The organism is Streptomyces sp. NPDC048275, assembly GCF_040652275.1.
Lineage (GTDB): Bacteria > Actinomycetota > Actinomycetes > Streptomycetales > Streptomycetaceae > Streptomyces.
Genome location: NZ_JBEZLR010000001.1, coordinates 165,136 through 182,553, shown reverse-complemented (window position 1 = coordinate 182,553; position 17,418 = coordinate 165,136). Strand labels below are relative to the sequence as shown.

Genomic DNA, 17,418 nt, shown 5'->3' with positions numbered 1-17,418 from the left:
AGCACCGATCAGTCAGCGGCAACCGGTCAGCAGCAACCCGCCGACGGCAGCGTCCGCTTGTTCCGCGCCTCCTTGTTGCGCGCGGCGAGCAACTCGTCGGCGGGGTAACCGACTTCCTCCAGCGTCAGCCCGTGCGGCCGTACGACGTGCACGGCGGAGTCGCGTACACCGGCGGCCAGCACCTTCCCGGGCCAGTCGGGCCCGCGGTGCCCGTCCCCCACGAACAGCAGCGCGCCGATCAGCGAGCGCACCATGTTGTGGCAGAAGGCGTCGGCGCGGACGGTGGCGGTGATGACCCCGTCCTCGTCTCGTACGAGGCTCAGCTCCTGGAGCGTACGAATGGTGGTCGCGCCCTCGCGCTTCTTGCAGTAAGCGGCGAAGTCATGCTCCCCGACGAGTCGCCGGGCGGCCTCGTTCATGGCGTCGACGTCCAACGGCCAGTCGTGCCACAGGACATGACTGCGCAACAGCGGATCGACCCCACCGGGGTTGTCGGTGACGCGGTAGGCGTACCGCCGCCAGATCGCCGAGAAGCGCGCGTTGAACCCGCTGGGCGCCTCCGTCAGGGACCACACGCGCACGTCCTTGGACAGCCGCCCAGCCAGCCGCTTCAGCAGCTTCTCCTGGTGCTCGGCCCAGAGCGCGACCGGCAGATCGACATGCGCCACCTGCCCCCGCGCGTGCACCCCGGCGTCGGTCCGCCCGGCGACGGTCAGCTCGTACGTCGTCTCCCCCGACCGCGTCACCGTACGCAGCGCGTCCTCGATCTCCCCCTGTACGGTCCTGCGCCCACTGGCCTGCTTGGCCCACCCGGAGAACTCACGCCCGTCGTACGACAGGTCCAGCCGCACCCGTACGAACCCGGGCTCCACTTCGTCACTCACACCTAGATCCTCTACCTAGATCTCTCAGGTCCCTCTTGAACACCAAAGCGGGCCCGCCCCCGAAGGGACGGACCCGCTCACAGCCAGGCAGTGCCTCAGGCGTCCTTGGACTCGGACTCCGCGGCGGCCTCGTCGGCCGGCTTGGCGTCCTCGACGACCTCGTCGGACTTGGCCTCGACGGCCTCGTCCTTCTTGAGGACGTCTTCCTTGACGGCACGCTTCGTCGCCGCTTCGGCCTCACCGGTGGCCTGCTGGGCCACGGTCAGCGCCTCCACCAGCTCGATGACAGCCATGGGCGCGTTGTCGCCACGGCGGTTACCGATCTTGGTGATACGGGTGTAGCCACCCGGACGGTTCTCGTAGCGCGGGCCGATCTCGGTGAAGAGCGTGTGGACGACGCTCTTGTCCGTGATGACCTGGAGCACCTGACGGCGGTTGTGAAGGTCGCCCTTCTTCGCCTTGGTGACCAGACGCTCCGCGTACGGGCGCAGGCGGCGGGCCTTCGCCTCGGTGGTGGTGATGCGGCCGTGCTCGAAGAGCGACTTCGCGAGGTTCGCGAGGAGCAGCTTCTCGTGCGCGGCACTGCCGCCCATACGGGCACCCTTGGTGGGCTTCGGCATGGTGTTTCTCCTAGGTGTCTGCCCCGGCCGTATCAGGTACCGAGGTCAGTGTCCGAGCGGGCGATCGCCCGTCGGAGATCCGAGCAAGCCCCGAAGGGGCGAGCTCGGAAGGGGCGCGGGGAACTGCGCGACAAGCCACAGCGCACCCGCACCCAAGAACGAACCGGCAGTCCCGAGCTCTTAGTACTGCTCGGTCTCGACGAACCCGGCATCCGCGTCGTCATCCGCACCGAAGGCGTCAGCGGCAGCGGTCGGGTCGAATCCGGGCGGGCTGTCCTTGAGCGCCAGGCCCATACCGGCCAGCTTCGCCTTGACCTCGTCGATCGACTTCGCACCGAAGTTACGAATGTCGAGCAGGTCGGCCTCGGAACGCGCCACGAGCTCACCCACGGAGTGGATGCCCTCACGCTTGAGGCAGTTGTACGAGCGGACCGTGAGCTCGAGCTCCTCGATCGGCAGCGCGAGATCGGCGGCGAGGGCGGCGTCCGTGGGGGACGGGCCCATGTCGATGCCCTCGGCGTCGATGTTGAGCTCGCGGGCGAGCCCGAAGAGCTCGACCAGCGTCTTACCGGCGGAAGCCATCGCGTCACGCGGACGCATGGCCTGCTTGGTCTCGACGTCGACGATCAGCTTGTCGAAGTCGGTGCGCTGCTCGACACGGGTCGCCTCGACCTTGTACGTGACCTTCAGCACCGGCGAGTAGATCGAGTCGACCGGGATGCGCCCGATCTCCTGACCGACCTGCTTGTTCTGAACGGCGGAGACATAGCCGCGACCGCGCTCGACGGTCAGCTCCATCTCCAGCTTGCCCTTGCCGTTGAGCGTGGCGAGGACGAGGTCGGGGTTGTGCACCTCGACACCGGCCGGGGGCGCGATGTCGGCGGCGGTGACGAGACCCGGGCCCTGCTTGCGCAGGTACATCACGACCGGCTCGTCGTGCTCGCTGCTCACGACCAGCTGCTTGATGTTGAGGATCAGGTCGGTGACGTCCTCCTTGACGCCCGGCACGGTGGTGAACTCGTGCAGAACGCCGTCGATGCGGATGGACGTGACCGCCGCACCCGGGATCGAGGAGAGGAGCGTACGACGCAGGGAGTTGCCGAGGGTGTATCCGAAGCCCGGCTCCAGCGGCTCGATCACGAACCGGGAGCGGAACTCGTCGACGACCTCTTCGGTCAACGAGGGACGCTGAGCAATCAGCATGTTGCGATCCTTCAGTCAGGGGCACCCACTATTTGATGCCCTGCTCACCGGGCGGTGGCCCGATGTTGTTACTGCTGCAAGGGTACGGGCGGCACGCCTCCAAGGAGACGTACCGCCCGAAACCTAAGACAACCGTGCGTCAGACGCGGCGGCGCGGTTCACCTCCGCTCGCGCGGAGAGCGCCGCCAAGGCCAATCAGACGCGGCGGCGCTTGGGCGGACGGCAGCCGTTGTGCGGCGTCGGCGTCACGTCCTGGATGGAGCCGACCTCAAGACCGGTCGCCTGCAGCGAACGGATGGCCGTCTCGCGACCCGAACCCGGGCCCTTGACGAAGACGTCGACCTTGCGCATGCCGTGCTCCTGCGCGCGGCGGGCGGCCGACTCGGCGGCCATCTGCGCGGCGAAGGGGGTGGACTTGCGCGAGCCCTTGAAGCCGACGTGGCCGGCGGAGGCCCAGGAGATCACGTTGCCCGAGGGGTCCGTGATCGAGACGATGGTGTTGTTGAACGTGCTCTTGATGTGAGCGTGCCCGTGAGCGACGTTCTTCTTTTCCTTGCGGCGCACCTTCTTGGCAGCGCCCTGACGACCCTTGGGGGGCATCTATTACTCCTACGGGAGGTGGTCGGTCCTACAGCGAAGACCGCTTGGTCAAGCGTCCGCTGAGGACTACTTCTTGCCCGGCTTCTTCTTACCGGCGATCGCGCGACGCGGGCCCTTGCGGGTACGAGCGTTCGTGCTGGTGCGCTGACCGTGGACGGGCAGGCCACGACGGTGGCGCAGACCCTGGTAGCAGCCGATCTCGACCTTGCGGCGGATGTCGGCCTGAATCTCGCGACGGAGGTCACCCTCGGTCTTGATGTTGGCGTCCACGTACTCGCGGATCTTGACCAGCTCCTCCTCGGAGAGGTCACGAACGCGGGTGTTCGGGTTCACGCCGGTCTCGGCCAGCGTCTGCTGGGAAAGGGTCCGGCCGATGCCGAACACGTAGGTCAGGGCGACCTCCACACGCTTTTCGCGCGGGATGTCAACACCGGAAACGCGTGCCATTCAATGGCTCCAGTTGTCGTTCGGAGGTCTTCCACAGAACCGGTTCCCAGCCGCCGTACCAGGTACGAACCGGGTCCCCAGCCTCCGACCGGGGGTATCAGGTCTCCTCACGGACGACCTGGGCTCTGCGTATGAACATGTACTGCTTGCGTCGCGCGAAGTTCTGCGTGATGCAGAGGTTCGGTCGTGCGTCAGCCCTGGCGCTGCTTGTGGCGCGGGTTTTCGCAGATGACCATGACCCGACCGTGACGGCGGATCACCCTGCACTTGTCGCAGATCTTCTTGACGCTCGGCTTGACCTTCATTGGTGAGGTTCTCCGGGTCAGTGCCACCCCCCGCGTCCCGGAACCGGGAACACGGAGCAAAGGCAAGATCTACTTGTACCGGTAGACGATCCGGCCACGCGTCAGGTCGTACGGAGACAGCTCCACCACGACCCGGTCGTCAGGGAGGATGCGGATGTAGTGCATGCGCATCTTGCCGCTGATGTGTGCCAGGACCTGGTGGCCGTTCTGGAGCTCGACCTTGAACATGGCGTTCGGCAGAGACTCGACGACAGTGCCCTCGATCTCGATGGCACCTTGCTTCTTGGCCACGCTTTGCCCTTCGAATCGACTACCTTGATCGACTCCGTACGAGCGCATGCAGACATGCGGGTGCACGAGAGCCGACGAGTCAGTCTACGTCAGCGCACCCGGAAAGACGAATCGAGGAAGAATGCCCGGCTACGGAGATCATTAAGCCAGAGCGGGCGGTACGAGCTGTGCGCGCACCCGGCCCGCGTACGCGTACGGGGCCGGGCCGTGATCGCGGGGGCCTGCGGGCGTGCGAGGCGGCGCGGCGACCCGAAGCGCCTCACACCCTGCGCGCGGCCGCGCGTGGTCAGGTGAGCGGGTCCGGCGCCGTCGCGACGCCGTACTCCGCCAGCTTCGCCTTGCCCCCGTCGGGCGCGGTGAGGACCAGTGGGCCCTCCTCCGTCAGCGCCACCGAGTGCTCCCAGTGGGAGGACCATGTGCCGTCCGTGGTGATGACGGTCCAGTCGTCCTCGAGGACCTCGGTCTTCGGGGTGCCGAGCGACACCATCGGCTCGATGGCCAGGCAGAAGCCGGGGACCAGCTTGGGGCCCTTGCCGCGCTTGCGCTCGACGTAGTTCAGCAGGTGCGGGTCCATGTGCATCTCGGTGCCGATGCCGTGGCCGCCGTAGTCCTGGATGATCCCGTACTTGCCGCCGCCGGGCTTCGGCTGGCGGCGGATGTACGTCTCGATCGCGCGGGAGACGTCGACGAGCCGGTTGCCCAGCTTCATCGCGGCGATGCCCGCCCACATCGACTCCTCGGTCACCCGGGAGAGCTCGATCAGCTCCGGAGCGTGGCCGGAGCCCACGAACGCGGTGTACGCGGCGTCGCCGTGCCAGCCGTCGATGATCGCGCCGGCGTCGATGGAGATGATGTCGCCGTCCTTCAGGACGGTCTTGTCGTCCGGGATGCCATGGACGACGACCTCGTTGGCCGAGGTGCAGATGGTGGCGGGGAAACCGCCGTACCCCAGGAAGTTCGACTTCGCGCCGTGCTCCGCGAGCACCTTGCGGGCGACCTCGTCGAGATCCCTCGTGGTGGCGCCGGGTACGGCCACCTCACGAGTGGCCGCGTGGATGGCGGCGACGACCAGGCCCGCCTCACGCATCTTGGCGATCTGCTCGGGGGTCTTGATCTGCACCATGGCGGCCTGCGCTCTCCGTCTTCTCCGTCAACCGTTTACATACGCACGCGGCGCCTGCTCACGCACCGCGTCCACCTAGACAACACTACGGCCGCGGCGCCCGTCGAGGGCACCGCGGCCGAAGCAGCGTGACGACTACTTGTCGTCGGCCTTGCTGTTGAGCGCCTCCATGGCGCGCCCCGTGACCTCTTCCACCTTGCCGAGCGCCGAGATCGTGACGACCAGGCCCTGGGCCTTGTAGTAGTCGATGATCGGCTCGGTCTGCGTGTGGTAGACCTCGAGGCGCTTGCGCACGGTCTCCTCGGAGTCGTCGTCCCGCTGGTACAGCTCGCCGCCGCAGACGTCGCAGACGCCTTCCTGCTTCGGCTGCTTGTACGTGACGTGGAAGACGTGCGCCGAGTCGTTGCGGCAGATGCGGCGGCCCGCGATGCGCTTGACCACCTCGGCCTCGGGGACCTCCAGGTCCAGCACCGCGTCCAGCTTCATGCCCTCGGTCTTCAGCATCTCGTCGAGCGCCTCGGCCTGCGAGACGTTACGAGGGAAGCCGTCGAGCAGGAACCCGTTCGCGGCGTCGGGCTGCTCCATGCGGTCCTTGGCCATCCCGATGGTGACCTCGTCCGGTACCAGGTTGCCGGCGTCCATGTACGCCTTGGCCTGCTTGCCGAGCTCCGTGCCCTTACTGATGTTGGCGCGGAAGAGGTCGCCCGTGGAGATGTGCGGGATCCGCAGGTTCTTGGCGAGGAACGCGGCCTGCGTTCCCTTCCCGGCACCGGGCGGCCCGACGAGGACGATTCGCATCAGCGGAGGAACCCTTCGTAATTGCGCTGCTGAAGCTGGCTCTCGATCTGCTTCACCGTCTCGAGGCCCACACCCACGATGATCAGGATGCTGGTACCACCGAACGGGAAGTTCTGGCTTGCCCCGAAGCCAACCAACGCCATCGTCGGTACGAGAGCGATCAGACCCAGATACAGCGACCCCGGCCAGGTGATCCGGTTGAGTACGTAGCTGAGGTACTCAGCGGTCGGTCGGCCAGCCCGGATACCCGGGATGAAGCCACCATACTTCTTCATGTTGTCGGCTACTTCTTCGGGGTTGAAGGAGATCGCCACGTAGAAGAACGCGAAGAAAACAATCAGGACAAAGTACGTACTGATGTAAATAGGGTGGTCGCCCTTGGTGAGGTTCTGCTCGATCCAGGTCTTCCAGCCCGAGGTGCCACTGGAGAACTGAGCGACCAGCGCCGGGATGTAAAGCAGCGACGAGGCAAAGATCACAGGGATGATGCCCGCCTGGTTGACCTTCAGCGGGATGTACGTCGACGTACCGCCGTAGGACCGGCGGCCGATCATGCGCTTCGCGTACTGGACCGGGATGCGCCGCTGGGCCTGCTCGACGAAGACCACCAGGCCGACCATGACCAGGCCGATGAAGATGACGGTGGCGAACTCGATCCAGCCGTCGGCCAGCGTGCCCGAGGTCTTGATGGCCCACAGCGCGGACGGGAAGGTCGCGGCGATCGAGATGAACATCAGGATCGACATGCCGTTGCCGATACCGCGGTCGGTGATGAGCTCACCGAGCCACATGACGAGCGCCGTACCGGCGGTCATCGCGATGACCATGGTGACGGTCGTGAAGATCGACTGGTCGGGGATGATCTGTCCACCGACCGAGCAGGTGCTGAAGAGCGCGCCGCTGCGGGCGGTGGCGACCAGGCCGGTGCCCTGCAGGATGGCCAGGGCCACCGTCAGATAACGCGTGTACTGCGTGATCTTCGCGGTGCCCGCCTGACCCTCCTTCTTGAGGGCCTCGAGGCGCGGGATCACCACGGTCAGCAGCTGCAGAATGATGCTCGCCGTGATGTACGGCATGATGCCGAGCGCGAAGATGGTGATCTGGAGCAGCGCGCCACCACTGAACATGTTGACCAGACCGAACAGGCCCTGGTTGCCGGACGCTTGATCCACACAGATCTGAACGCTCTTGTAGTCGACGCCGGGGATCGGGACATGCGTACCGACCCGGTAGACCACGATGATGCCGAGCGTGAACAGCAGCTTCTTGCGCAGGTCGGGCGTCTTGAACGCCCGGGCGAACGCGGTGAGCACGGTGCCTCCTGCGACCCCCGCGTTACTGCGCGGTAGGCGACGGTGTCGAGTAATCGGTGACGAGTGGGTGTAGGGCCTGCGCGCGGGGCACATCGCCCGTGACACGCAACCTGCCATACCCTACCGGGGACAGGCACCTGCCGGGGAACGACCGATCGAGTCTACCGTCACCTTACGTCGGCGTCGGTCCTGGTCCATCCCCTGCGAGAGCACGATCGGCCCCGCTGAGAAAACCCCGGGACGGACGAAGGAAGTTCCCGAAACGACCGACCGGGGATGCCCCTTTGCAAGGACATCCCCGGTCGGGATCGTTCAAGTCAGCGAGACGCCTGAGGAATTCAGACGAGCTCGGTGACGGTACCGCCGGCAGCGGTGATCTTCTCCTTGGCGGAGCCGGAGACGGCGTCGACCGTCACCTGCAGCGCCACGGAGATCTCGCCCTGGCCGAGGACCTTGACGAGGCTGTTCTTGCGAACGGCACCCTTGGCGACGAGACCCTCGACGGTGACCTCGCCACCCTCCGGGTACAGCGCGCCCAGCTTGTCAAGGTTCACGACCTGGAACTCGGTCTTGAACGGGTTCTTGAAGCCCTTCAGCTTCGGAAGACGCATGTGGAGGGGCATCTGGCCACCCTCGAAGCGCTCCGGAACCTGGTAACGGGCCTTCGTGCCCTTGGTACCACGACCGGCCGTCTTACCCTTCGACGCCTCACCACGACCCACACGGGTCTTGGCGGTCTTGGCGCCCGGGGCGGGACGGAGGTTGTGGATCTTGAGCGGGTTGTTTTCCGCCATGATCAGTCGACCTCCTCAACCGTCACGAGGTGGCGGACGGTGTGCACCATTCCGCGGAACTCGGGGCGGTCCTCCTTGACGACCACGTCGTTCAGGCGCTTGAGCCCGAGCGAACGCAGGGTGTCGCGGTGGTTCTGCTTGCTACCGATGTACGACTTCGTCTGCGTGATCTTGAGCTGAGCCATGATTACGCACCCGCTCCCGCACGCGCACGCAGCAGAGCGGCAGGGGCGACGTCCTCGAGGGGCAGACCACGGCGAGCCGCGATCTCCTCGGGACGCTGCAGACCCTTGAGGGCCGCCACGGTCGCGTGCACGATGTTGATCGCGTTGTCGGAGCCCAGGGACTTCGACAGGATGTCGTGAACGCCGGCGCACTCGAGCACGGCACGCACCGGGCCACCGGCGATAACGCCGGTACCGGGGGACGCCGGCTTGAGCAGAACGACGCCCGCCGCCTTCTCACCCTGGATGGGGTGAGGGATGGTGCCCTGGATACGGGGGACCTTGAAGAAGTGCTTCTTGGCCTCCTCAACACCCTTGGCGATGGCGGCCGGCACCTCCTTGGCCTTGCCGTAACCGACACCCACGGTGCCGTCACCATCGCCCACCACGACCAGCGCGGTGAAGCTGAAGCGACGACCACCCTTCACAACCTTGGCGACGCGGTTGATCGCGACAACGCGCTCAACGTACGCGGTCTTCTCGGCAGCAGCTGCGCCGCCGTCACGGCCCTTCCGGTCCCGCCGCTCGCCGCCACCGGCACCGCTTCCGCGGCGCTGGGGTCCAGCCATTGGATTACCTCTCTCTTTTTCCGCTAGCTACGCAGCGACAATCAAGTCGCTAGCGCGACGGGCGACTCAGAACTTGAGTCCGGCTTCGCGGGCGGCGTCCGCCAGGGCAGCGATGCGCCCGGCGTACTGGTTGCCACCACGGTCGAATACGACAGCCTCGACACCGGCAGCCTTGGCACGCTCGGCGACCAGGGCGCCGACCTGCTTGGCCTGCGCGGACTTGTCGGCCTCGGCACCGCGGATCGTGGTGTCCAGGGTCGACGCCGACGCGAGGGTGTGACCCTTAACGTCGTCGATGACCTGGGCCACGATGTGGCGGTTCGAGCGCGTCACGACCAGGCGCGGACGCTCGGCCGTACCCGAGATGTGCTTACGGATCCGGATGTGACGACGCTTGATGGCAGCACGCTTGTAAGCGTCGCCCTTAGCAATCTTGACACCGTATGCCATGGCTTACTTACCCGCCTTTCCGACCTTGCGGCGGATGACTTCGCCTTCGTACTTGACGCCCTTGGCCTTGTACGGGTCGGGCTTGCGCAGCTTGCGGATGTTGGCCGCAACCTCGCCGACCTTCTGCTTGTCGATGCCCTCGACCTGGAAGCGGGTCGGGGTCTCCACCTTGAAGGTGATGCCCTCGGGCGCCTCGACGGTGATCGGGTGGCTGTAGCCGAGCGCGAACTCGAGGTTCGAGCCCTTGGCGGTCACGCGGTAACCGACACCACTGATCTCGAGCTTCTTCACGTAACCCTGGGTCACGCCGGTGATCATGTTCGCCACCAGCGTGCGGGACAGGCCGTGCAGGGCCTTGCTCTGACGCTCGTCGTTGGGGCGGGTGACGTTCAGAACGCCGTCCTCACCCTTGGCGATCTCGATCGGCGTCACGACGGTGTGGGTCAGCGAGCCCTTGGGGCCCTTGACCGAGACCGTCTGGCCGTCGATGGTGACGTCCACGCCGGCGGGAACCGTGATGGGGAGCTTGCCAATACGCGACATAGCTGTTTCCTCCGTTCCCTTCCGCTACCAGACGTAGGCGAGGACTTCTCCGCCTACGCCCTTCTTGCCGGCCTGCTTGTCGGTGAGGAGCCCGTGCGACGTGGAGATGATCGCCACGCCGAGGCCGCCGAGCACCTTCGGCAGGTTGGTGGACTTCGCGTAAACCCGGAGACCGGGCTTGGAGATCCGCTTGATGCCCGCGATGGAGCGCTCACGGTTCGGGCCGAACTTCAGCTCGAGGACGAGGTTCTTGCCGACCTCGGCTTCCTCGACCTTCCAGCCCGTGATGAAGCCCTCCTGCTGGAGGATCTCCGCGATGTGCGACTTGATCTTGCTGTGCGGCATTCCCACGGTGTCGTGGTACGCCGAGTTCGCGTTACGCAGACGCGTAAGCATGTCTGCGATCGGATCAGTCATGGTCATGAATTGGCCTTCGGCCTCTCTCGCCGGGGTTTCCTGTATGCGCCATCCCTCTCCCCACTCAGTGGCGGGACGGGTGCGGTGCGGGGACCTACGGCGTAGTAAGTCGGTCAGGGCGGCAGACGCCCAACCCTCCTAGCCTAAGCCATGGAGGAGCGGGCCTCTGCCAGACCCTTTACTTACCGAGAGTCCTGGTTGATCCCAACTAGGGGATTACCAGGAGCTCTTGGTCACGCCCGGCAGCTCGCCACGGTGAGCCATCTCACGAAGGCACACGCGGCACAGGCCGAACTTGCGGTAGACGGAGTGCGGACGGCCGCAGCGCTGGCAGCGGGTGTACGCGCGCACACCGAACTTGGGCTTGCGAGCAGCCTTGGCAATCAGAGACTTCTTCGCCATCTCGCTTACGCCTCCTTGAACGGGAAGCCGAGGTGACGGAGAAGGGCACGGCCCTCAGCGTCGTTGGTCGCCGTGGTGACCACGGTGATGTCCATACCCCGGACGCGGTCGATCTTGTCCTGGTCGATCTCGTGGAACATGACCTGCTCCGTGAGACCGAAGGTGTAGTTGCCACGGCCGTCGAACTGCTTGGGGGACAGACCACGGAAGTCGCGGATGCGCGGCAGCGCGAGCGACAGGGTGCGGTCCAGGAACTCCCACATGCGGTCGCCACGGAGCGTGACGTGGGCACCGATCGGCTGACCCTCACGCAGCTTGAACTGCGCGATGGACTTGCGGGCCTTGGTGATGGCCGGCTTCTGACCGGTGATCGTGGTCAGGTCACGGACGGCACCGTCCATGAGCTTCGAGTCACGGGCGGCGTCGCCGACACCCATGTTGACCACGATCTTGACGAGGCCGGGAACCTGCATGACGTTCTCGTACGAGAACTCCTCACGCAGCTTGCCCGCGATCTCCTCGCGGTACTTCGTCTTGAGACGCGGAGTGGTGGTGGTAGCCATCAGATGTCCTCACCCGTCCGCTTGGCAACGCGGATCTTGTTGCCCTCGTCGTCGAAGCGGTAACCGACACGCGTGACGACCTTGTTACCGTCCTTCTCAACGACCAGCTGGACGTTGGAGACGTGGATCGGCGCCTCGGTCGTGACGATGCCGCCGGCCTGCGAACCGCGAGCGGTCGGGCCGGCCTTGGTGTGCTTCTTGACCCGGTTGACACCCTCGACCAGGACGCGCTCGTCGCGCGGGTAAGCGGCAATGACCTTGCCCTGCTTGCCCTTGTCCTTACCGGTGATGACCTGGACCAGGTCGCCCTTCTTGATCTTCATGCTTACAGCACCTCCGGCGCGAGCGAGATGATCTTCATGAACTTCTTCTCGCGCAGCTCACGGCCGACGGGGCCGAAGATACGGGTGCCGCGAGGGTCGCCGTCGTTCTTCAGAATGACGGCGGCGTTCTCGTCGAAGCGGATGTACGAGCCGTCCGGACGGCGGCGCTCCTTGACGGTGCGAACGATGACCGCCTTGACGACGTCACCCTTCTTCACATTGCCGCCGGGGATCGCGTCCTTGACGGTGGCGACGATGACGTCACCGATACCCGCGTAGCGGCGACCGGAGCCACCGAGCACACGGATGCAAAGGATTTCCTTCGCACCAGTGTTGTCGGCGACGCGCAGTCGCGACTCCTGCTGGATCACGTCTATCTCCTGATTTGTCTGCCGGTTCCCGGGGCGGGGTCAACTGTTCACAGCGACCCCGCCCCGAGCCTGGCGGAACCAACCTGAGGGAAACCCCTCAGGTAATTACTTGGCCTTCTCGAGGATCTCGACGATGCGCCAGCGCTTCGTCGAGGACAGCGGCCGGGTCTCCATCAGGAGGACACGGTCGCCGACGCCGGCGGCGTTCTGCTCGTCGTGGGCCTTGAGCTTGCTCGTACGGCGGATGACCTTGCCGTACAGCGCGTGCTTGACGCGGTCCTCGACAGCGACGACGACGGTCTTGTCCATCTTGTCGCTGACGACGAGACCCTCACGGGTCTTGCGGAAACCACGGGCTTCAGCGGTCTCGGTCACGTTGTTCTCACTCATCAGGCGCTCTCCACCGTCTCGATGCCCAGCTCGCGCTCACGCATCAGGGTGTAGATCCGCGCGATGTCCTTGCGGACGGCCTTCAGCCGACCGTGGTTCTCGAGCTGACCGGTCGCCGCCTGGAAGCGGAGGTTGAACAGCTCTTCCTTGGCTTCGCGGAGCTTCGCGAGAAGCTCCTCGTCACCCAGTTCGCGCAGCTCGGACGCCTTGGTACCGGCCGACATCACGCTTCACCTGCCTCGCGCTTGACGATCCGGCACTTCATCGGCAGCTTGTGGGCTGCGCGAGTGAGGGCCTCACGGGCGATCTTCTCGTTGGGGTAGGACAGCTCGAACATGACCCGGCCCGGGTGCACGTTCGCGACCCACCACTCGGGGGAACCCTTACCGGAACCCATGCGGGTCTCGGCAGGCTTCTTGGTCAGCGGGCGGTCCGGGTAGATGTTGATCCAGACCTTGCCGCCACGCTTGATGTGGCGGGTCATCGCGATACGAGCCGCCTCGATCTGGCGGTTCGTCACGTACGCCGGCGTGAGGGCCTGAATGCCGTACTCGCCGAACGAAACCTGCGTACCGCCCTTGGCCTGACCACGGCGCTTCGGGTGGTGCTGCTTGCGGTGCTTGACCCTACGGGGGATCAGCATTTCGGTCAGGCCTCCGTTCCGGTGCTCTCAGCCGGAGCGGCAGCGGCGGCGGGAGCGTCGGCCTTGGGGGCCTCGGCAGCCGGCGCGGACTGCTGCTGCGGCTTGCGGCCGCGGCCGCCACGCTCGCCACCACGGCCACCACCACGGGCCGGGCGGTCGCCGCCGCCGGCGCCGCCGCGAGCCGGGCGGTTACCCGCACGGGCAGCGGCGTTCTCGGCGCGGACCTCGGCGATGTTCTTGACGTCGCCCTTGTAGATCCAGACCTTCACACCGATACGGCCGAAGGTCGTCTTGGCCTCGAAGAAGCCGTAGTCGACGTTCGCGCGGAGCGTGTGCAGGGGCACACGGCCCTCGCGGTAGAACTCCGAGCGGGACATCTCGGCGCCGCCGAGACGGCCACCACACTGGATCTTGATGCCCTTGGCGCCCGCCTTCATCGCCGACTGCATGCTCTTACGCATGGCGCGGCGGAAGGAGACGCGGGAGGACAGCTGCTCGGCAACGGCCTGAGCAACCAGCTGAGCGTCGGTCTCGGGGTTCTTGACCTCGAGGATGTTCAGCTGGACCTGCTTGCCCGTGAGCTTCTCGAGGTCACCGCGGATGCGGTCGGCCTCGGCGCCACGGCGGCCGATGACAATGCCCGGACGCGCGGTGTGGATGTCCACCCGCACGCGGTCACGGGTGCGCTCGATCTCAACCTTCGAGATGCCGGCGCGCTCCATGCCGGACGTCATCATCCGACGGATGGCGACGTCTTCCTTGACGTAGTCCTTGTACAGCTTGTCGGCGTACCACCGGGACTTGAAGTCCGTGGTGACACCGAGCCGGAACCCATGCGGGTTAACCTTCTGGCCCATTACCGGGTTCCTTCCTTGCTGCTGACGACCACGGTGATGTGGCTGGTCCGCTTGCGGATCCGGTAGGCGCGGCCCTGGGCACGCGGCCGGAACCGCTTCAGGGTCGGGCCCTCGTCGACGTACGCCTCGGAGATGAAGAGGCTGTCGGCGTCGGTGTGGTCGTAGTTGTGCGCGGCGTTGGCAATGGCGCTGTCAAGCACCTTGCCGACCGGCACGCTCGCGGCCTGCGGGGCGAAACGCAGGACCGCCTGAGCCTCCGTGGCATCCATGCCACGGATAAGGTCCACCACGCGGCGGGCCTTCATGGGCGTAACGCGGATGTACCGCGCCTGGGCCCTGGCTTCCATGGTTGTCCTTCCAGTGTCTGTCATGGTCATTCCACCCCGCGTTAGCGGCGCTTCGACTTCCGGTCGTCCTTGACGTGACCCCGGAAGGTGCGCGTCGGCGAGAACTCGCCGAGCTTGTGGCCGACCATCGACTCGGTGACAAACACCGGAATGTGGGTCTTGCCGTTGTGCACCGCGATCGTGTGGCCGAGCATGGCCGGGATGATCATCGAGCGACGGGACCAGGTCTTGATGACGTTCTTGGAACCGGCTTCGTTCTGGGCGTCCACCTTCTTGATGAGGTGGTCGTCGACGAAGGGCCCCTTCTTGAGACTGCGCGGCATCTAAACCCGCTCCTAGCGCTTCTTGTTCGTCTTGCGGCGGCGGACGATGTACTTGTTCGAAGCCTTCTTCGGCGAACGAGTACGACCCTCCTTCTGACCCCACGGCGAGACCGGGTGGCGACCACCGGAGGTCTTGCCCTCACCACCACCGTGCGGGTGGTCAACCGGGTTCATCGCCACACCGCGGACGGTCGGGCGAACGCCCAGCCAGCGCTTACGGCCGGCCTTACCCCAGTTGATGTTGCTCTGCTCGGCGTTGCCGACCTCACCGACGGTGGCGCGGCAGCGCACGTCGACCAGGCGGATCTCACCGGAGGGCATGCGGAGGTGGGCCATCTGGCCCTCCTTCGCGAGCAGCTGCACGGAGGTACCGGCGGAGCGGGCGAACTTGGCACCGCCACCGGGACGGAGCTCGATCGCGTGGATCGTGGTACCGACCGGGATGTTGCGGAGGGCCAGGTTGTTGCCCGGCTTGATGTCGGCCCCGGGACCGTTCTCGACGCGGTCGCCCTGCGACAGGTTGCGGGGGGCGAGGATGTAGCGCTTCTCGCCGTCCGCGTAGTGCAGCAGCGCGATGCGCGCGGTGCGGTTGGGGTCGTACTCGATGTGCGCGACCTTCGCCGGCACGCCGTCCTTGTCGTGACGACGGAAGTCGATCACTCGGAAGGCGCGCTTGTGTCCGCCACCCTGGTGGCGAACGGTCACACGACCGGCGTTGTTACGGCCGCCCTTGCTGTGCAGCGGGCGGACCAGCGACTTCTCCGGCGTGGACCGCGTGACCTCGACGAAGTCGGCGACGGAGGAGCCACGGCGGCCCGGCGTCGTCGGCTTGTACTTGCGGATTCCCATTTCTCAGTCCTCGTCCGATATTCGGACCAGGGCGCTCCGTTAGGAGGCCTGGCCGAAGATGTCGATACGGTCGCCCTCAGCGAGGGTCACGATGGCGCGCTTGGTGTCCGCACGCTTACCGAAGCCGCTCTTGGTCCGCTTGCGCTTGCCCTGGCGGTTGATCGTGTTGACCCCGGTGACCTTGACCGAGAAGACCGCCTGGACGGCCTGCTTGATCTGGGTCTTGTTGGCGCCCGGCGCGACGACGAAGGTGTACTTGCCCTCGTCGAGCAGCGCGTAGCTCTTCTCGGAGACGACCGGCTTGAGGAGGACGTCACGGGGGTCCGTGAAGCTCTTGCTCGCCGGGGTCTCGACGGTGTTCTTGCCTTCGGCCTCGTGGCGCTTCGCCTTGGCGACGCGCGCGGCCTTGGCGGCCTTGGCGGCCTTCGAGGCAATGCTCGGGTGACGCGTAGCCATCAGGCTTCGCTCCCTTCGGTGTCAGCGGCCTGGGGGCCAGACACGAAGGACTCGAAAGCGGCCTGGGTGAAGACCACGTCGTCCGAGACGAGAACGTCGTACGTGTTCAGCTGGCCCGGCTCCAGGATGTGGACCTGGGGCAGGTTGCGCGCGGAGAGCAGCGCGGCCTCGTCGGAGCGCTCGATGACCAGGAGCACGTTCTTGCGCTCGCTGACCTTGCCGAGGAAGCTCTTCGCGGCCTTGGTGGAGGGGGTCTCGCCCTCGATCACGCCGGTGATGACGTGGATGCGAGCGTTGCGGGCCCGGTCGGTGAGGGCGTGGCGCAGGGCCGCGGCCTTCATCTTCTTCGGGGTCCGCTGCGAGTAGTCACGCGGCGTGGGGCCGTGGACGACGCCACCGCCGGCGAACTGCGGCGCACGGGTCGAACCCTGACGGGCGCGGCCGGTGCCCTTCTGGCGGTAGGGCTTCTTGCCGCCACCGCGGACCTCGCCACGACGCTTGACCTTGTGCGTGCCCTGACGGGCAGCGGCCAGCTGTGCGACGACGACCTGGTGGAGCAGCGGGATGCTGATCTTCTCTACGTCGAAGATCTCGGCCGGGAGCTCGACAGTCCCGGCGGTGTCGCCGGAGGGCGACTGAATGTCAATGGTGGTCATGTTCCTCAGGCCCCCTTGGCCGCGGTGCGGACCAGGACGAGGCCGCCGTTCGGACCAGGAACCGCGCCCTTGATAAGGAGCAGGCCCTTCTCCGCGTCAACGGCGTGAACGGTCAGGTTCTGGGTGGTGACGCGCTCGTTGCCCATGCGGCCCGCCATGCGGAGGCCCTTGAACACACGGCCCGGGGTGGCGCAGCCACCGATGGAGCCGGGAGAGCGGTGCTTGCGCTGGGTGCCGTGTCCGGCGCCGAGGCCCTTGAAGTTGTGACGCTTCATGACACCGGCGAAGCCCTTGCCCTTGCTCTTGCCGGTCACATCCACCTTGACGCCGGCCTCGAAGGTCTCGGCGGTGATCTCCTGGCCGAGGGTGTACTCGCTGGCGTCAGCGGTACGGATCTCGACGAGGTGACGACGGGGGGTGACGTCGGCCTTGGCGAAGTGGCCCTTGAGGGGCTTGTTCACCTTGCGCGGGTCGATCTCGCCGAAGGCGATCTGGACCGACTCGTAGCCGTCGGTGTCGTTCGTACGCACCTGGGTGACGACATTGGGCCCAGCCTTGACGACGGTGACCGGAACAACACGGTTGTTCTCGTCCCACACCTGCGTCATGCCGAGCTTCTCGCCCAGGATGCCCTTGATCTGCTTAGCCATTCTCAGA

30 protein-coding genes are annotated in these 17,418 nt (G+C 66.1%); all 30 read right to left on the bottom strand.

From position 1 onward, the window contains the following. Positions 1–26 precede the first annotated feature (26 nt). A complete protein-coding gene (gene truA, locus AB0D57_RS00930; protein WP_362065467.1) occupies positions 27–884 on the bottom strand; it encodes a tRNA pseudouridine(38-40) synthase TruA in 858 nt (285 codons plus the stop codon). A gap of 95 nt (positions 885–979) precedes the next feature. Continuing rightward, positions 980–1,504: a 50S ribosomal protein L17 gene (gene rplQ / locus AB0D57_RS00925; protein WP_362065463.1), complete on the bottom strand. Its 525-nt coding sequence runs from the start codon at positions 1,502–1,504 to the stop codon at positions 980–982. Between the two features lie 180 nt (positions 1,505–1,684). Beyond that, a complete protein-coding gene (locus AB0D57_RS00920) occupies positions 1,685–2,707 on the bottom strand; it encodes a DNA-directed RNA polymerase subunit alpha (RefSeq protein WP_003966937.1) in 1,023 nt (340 codons plus the stop codon). 195 nt (positions 2,708–2,902) lie between these two features. After that, positions 2,903–3,307, bottom strand: a complete 405-nt coding sequence (gene rpsK, locus AB0D57_RS00915) for a 30S ribosomal protein S11 (RefSeq protein WP_003956432.1) — start codon at positions 3,305–3,307, stop codon at positions 2,903–2,905. A gap of 66 nt (positions 3,308–3,373) precedes the next feature. Next, positions 3,374–3,754 (bottom strand): 30S ribosomal protein S13, encoded by a 381-nt coding sequence (gene rpsM / locus AB0D57_RS00910; RefSeq protein ID WP_060901485.1) that lies wholly within the window; start codon positions 3,752–3,754, stop codon positions 3,374–3,376. Positions 3,755–3,945: 191 nt separating this feature from the next. Further along, positions 3,946–4,059, bottom strand: coding sequence for a 50S ribosomal protein L36 (gene rpmJ, locus AB0D57_RS00905; RefSeq protein ID WP_003998809.1), 114 nt, complete (start codon positions 4,057–4,059; stop codon positions 3,946–3,948). Between the two features lie 69 nt (positions 4,060–4,128). Beyond that, entirely contained in the window at positions 4,129–4,350 is a 222-nt protein-coding gene (gene infA, locus AB0D57_RS00900) for a translation initiation factor IF-1 (protein WP_003948620.1), read from the bottom strand. 286 nt (positions 4,351–4,636) lie between these two features. After that, positions 4,637–5,473: a type I methionyl aminopeptidase gene (gene map / locus AB0D57_RS00895; RefSeq protein ID WP_362065458.1), complete on the bottom strand. Its 837-nt coding sequence runs from the start codon at positions 5,471–5,473 to the stop codon at positions 4,637–4,639. A gap of 135 nt (positions 5,474–5,608) precedes the next feature. Beyond that, positions 5,609–6,271 carry an adenylate kinase gene (locus AB0D57_RS00890; protein ID WP_362065455.1) on the bottom strand — a complete coding sequence of 221 codons (663 nt, stop codon included), beginning with the start codon at positions 6,269–6,271 and terminating at the stop codon, positions 5,609–5,611. Further along, on the bottom strand, positions 6,271–7,584 hold the full coding sequence (gene secY / locus AB0D57_RS00885; protein WP_362065452.1) for a preprotein translocase subunit SecY: 1,314 nt from the start codon (positions 7,582–7,584) through the stop codon (positions 6,271–6,273). The genes AB0D57_RS00890 and secY overlap by 1 nt, the downstream gene beginning before the upstream one ends. 338 nt (positions 7,585–7,922) lie before the next feature. Then, entirely contained in the window at positions 7,923–8,378 is a 456-nt protein-coding gene (rplO, locus tag AB0D57_RS00880) for a 50S ribosomal protein L15 (RefSeq protein ID WP_053746341.1), read from the bottom strand. A gap of 2 nt (positions 8,379–8,380) precedes the next feature. Next, on the bottom strand, positions 8,381–8,563 hold the full coding sequence (gene rpmD / locus AB0D57_RS00875) for a 50S ribosomal protein L30 (RefSeq protein ID WP_030788246.1): 183 nt from the start codon (positions 8,561–8,563) through the stop codon (positions 8,381–8,383). Between the two features lie 2 nt (positions 8,564–8,565). Then, positions 8,566–9,171 carry a 30S ribosomal protein S5 gene (gene rpsE / locus AB0D57_RS00870; protein WP_005313527.1) on the bottom strand — a complete coding sequence of 202 codons (606 nt, stop codon included), beginning with the start codon at positions 9,169–9,171 and terminating at the stop codon, positions 8,566–8,568. 66 nt (positions 9,172–9,237) lie between these two features. Then, positions 9,238–9,621, bottom strand: coding sequence for a 50S ribosomal protein L18 (gene rplR, locus AB0D57_RS00865; protein ID WP_362065446.1), 384 nt, complete (start codon positions 9,619–9,621; stop codon positions 9,238–9,240). 3 nt (positions 9,622–9,624) lie between these two features. Further along, the gene (gene rplF, locus AB0D57_RS00860; protein ID WP_362065443.1) at positions 9,625–10,164 is read right to left on the bottom strand and encodes a 50S ribosomal protein L6; all 540 of its coding nucleotides are present in this window, start codon (positions 10,162–10,164) and stop codon (positions 9,625–9,627) included. Between the two features lie 24 nt (positions 10,165–10,188). Further along, positions 10,189–10,587, bottom strand: coding sequence for a 30S ribosomal protein S8 (rpsH, locus tag AB0D57_RS00855; RefSeq protein ID WP_362065440.1), 399 nt, complete (start codon positions 10,585–10,587; stop codon positions 10,189–10,191). 210 nt (positions 10,588–10,797) lie between these two features. Then, a complete protein-coding gene (locus AB0D57_RS00850; RefSeq protein WP_030368403.1) occupies positions 10,798–10,983 on the bottom strand; it encodes a type Z 30S ribosomal protein S14 in 186 nt (61 codons plus the stop codon). A 5-nt stretch (positions 10,984–10,988) separates the two neighbouring features. Next, positions 10,989–11,546 (bottom strand): 50S ribosomal protein L5, encoded by a 558-nt coding sequence (gene rplE / locus AB0D57_RS00845; protein ID WP_060901493.1) that lies wholly within the window; start codon positions 11,544–11,546, stop codon positions 10,989–10,991. Continuing rightward, the gene (rplX, locus tag AB0D57_RS00840; protein WP_053674523.1) at positions 11,546–11,869 is read right to left on the bottom strand and encodes a 50S ribosomal protein L24; all 324 of its coding nucleotides are present in this window, start codon (positions 11,867–11,869) and stop codon (positions 11,546–11,548) included. The genes rplE and rplX overlap by 1 nt, the downstream gene beginning before the upstream one ends. Before the next feature lie 2 nt (positions 11,870–11,871). Further along, positions 11,872–12,240 carry a 50S ribosomal protein L14 gene (gene rplN / locus AB0D57_RS00835; protein ID WP_003998823.1) on the bottom strand — a complete coding sequence of 123 codons (369 nt, stop codon included), beginning with the start codon at positions 12,238–12,240 and terminating at the stop codon, positions 11,872–11,874. A gap of 105 nt (positions 12,241–12,345) precedes the next feature. Further along, a complete protein-coding gene (rpsQ, locus tag AB0D57_RS00830) occupies positions 12,346–12,630 on the bottom strand; it encodes a 30S ribosomal protein S17 (protein WP_362018953.1) in 285 nt (94 codons plus the stop codon). Then, complete coding sequence (gene rpmC, locus AB0D57_RS00825) at positions 12,630–12,854, bottom strand: 50S ribosomal protein L29 (protein WP_003998824.1); 225 nt, start codon at positions 12,852–12,854, stop codon at positions 12,630–12,632. Before rpmC ends, rpsQ begins: the two co-directional genes overlap by 1 nt. Then, the gene (rplP, locus tag AB0D57_RS00820) at positions 12,854–13,273 is read right to left on the bottom strand and encodes a 50S ribosomal protein L16 (RefSeq protein ID WP_099500627.1); all 420 of its coding nucleotides are present in this window, start codon (positions 13,271–13,273) and stop codon (positions 12,854–12,856) included. The genes rpmC and rplP overlap by 1 nt, the downstream gene beginning before the upstream one ends. 5 nt (positions 13,274–13,278) lie before the next feature. Further along, entirely contained in the window at positions 13,279–14,130 is an 852-nt protein-coding gene (gene rpsC / locus AB0D57_RS00815; RefSeq protein WP_362065433.1) for a 30S ribosomal protein S3, read from the bottom strand. After that, complete coding sequence (gene rplV, locus AB0D57_RS00810; protein ID WP_003974262.1) at positions 14,130–14,477, bottom strand: 50S ribosomal protein L22; 348 nt, start codon at positions 14,475–14,477, stop codon at positions 14,130–14,132. Before rplV ends, rpsC begins: the two co-directional genes overlap by 1 nt. Before the next feature lie 41 nt (positions 14,478–14,518). Then, positions 14,519–14,800, bottom strand: a complete 282-nt coding sequence (rpsS, locus tag AB0D57_RS00805; protein WP_010986346.1) for a 30S ribosomal protein S19 — start codon at positions 14,798–14,800, stop codon at positions 14,519–14,521. Between the two features lie 12 nt (positions 14,801–14,812). Next, on the bottom strand, positions 14,813–15,649 hold the full coding sequence (rplB, locus tag AB0D57_RS00800; RefSeq protein ID WP_362065428.1) for a 50S ribosomal protein L2: 837 nt from the start codon (positions 15,647–15,649) through the stop codon (positions 14,813–14,815). Between the two features lie 39 nt (positions 15,650–15,688). Then, entirely contained in the window at positions 15,689–16,105 is a 417-nt protein-coding gene (gene rplW / locus AB0D57_RS00795) for a 50S ribosomal protein L23 (protein WP_067367110.1), read from the bottom strand. Next, positions 16,105–16,761, bottom strand: a complete 657-nt coding sequence (gene rplD, locus AB0D57_RS00790; RefSeq protein ID WP_362065424.1) for a 50S ribosomal protein L4 — start codon at positions 16,759–16,761, stop codon at positions 16,105–16,107. Before rplD ends, rplW begins: the two co-directional genes overlap by 1 nt. Before the next feature lie 5 nt (positions 16,762–16,766). Beyond that, complete coding sequence (gene rplC, locus AB0D57_RS00785) at positions 16,767–17,411, bottom strand: 50S ribosomal protein L3 (RefSeq protein ID WP_355782961.1); 645 nt, start codon at positions 17,409–17,411, stop codon at positions 16,767–16,769. Positions 17,412–17,418: the final 7 nt, after the last annotated feature.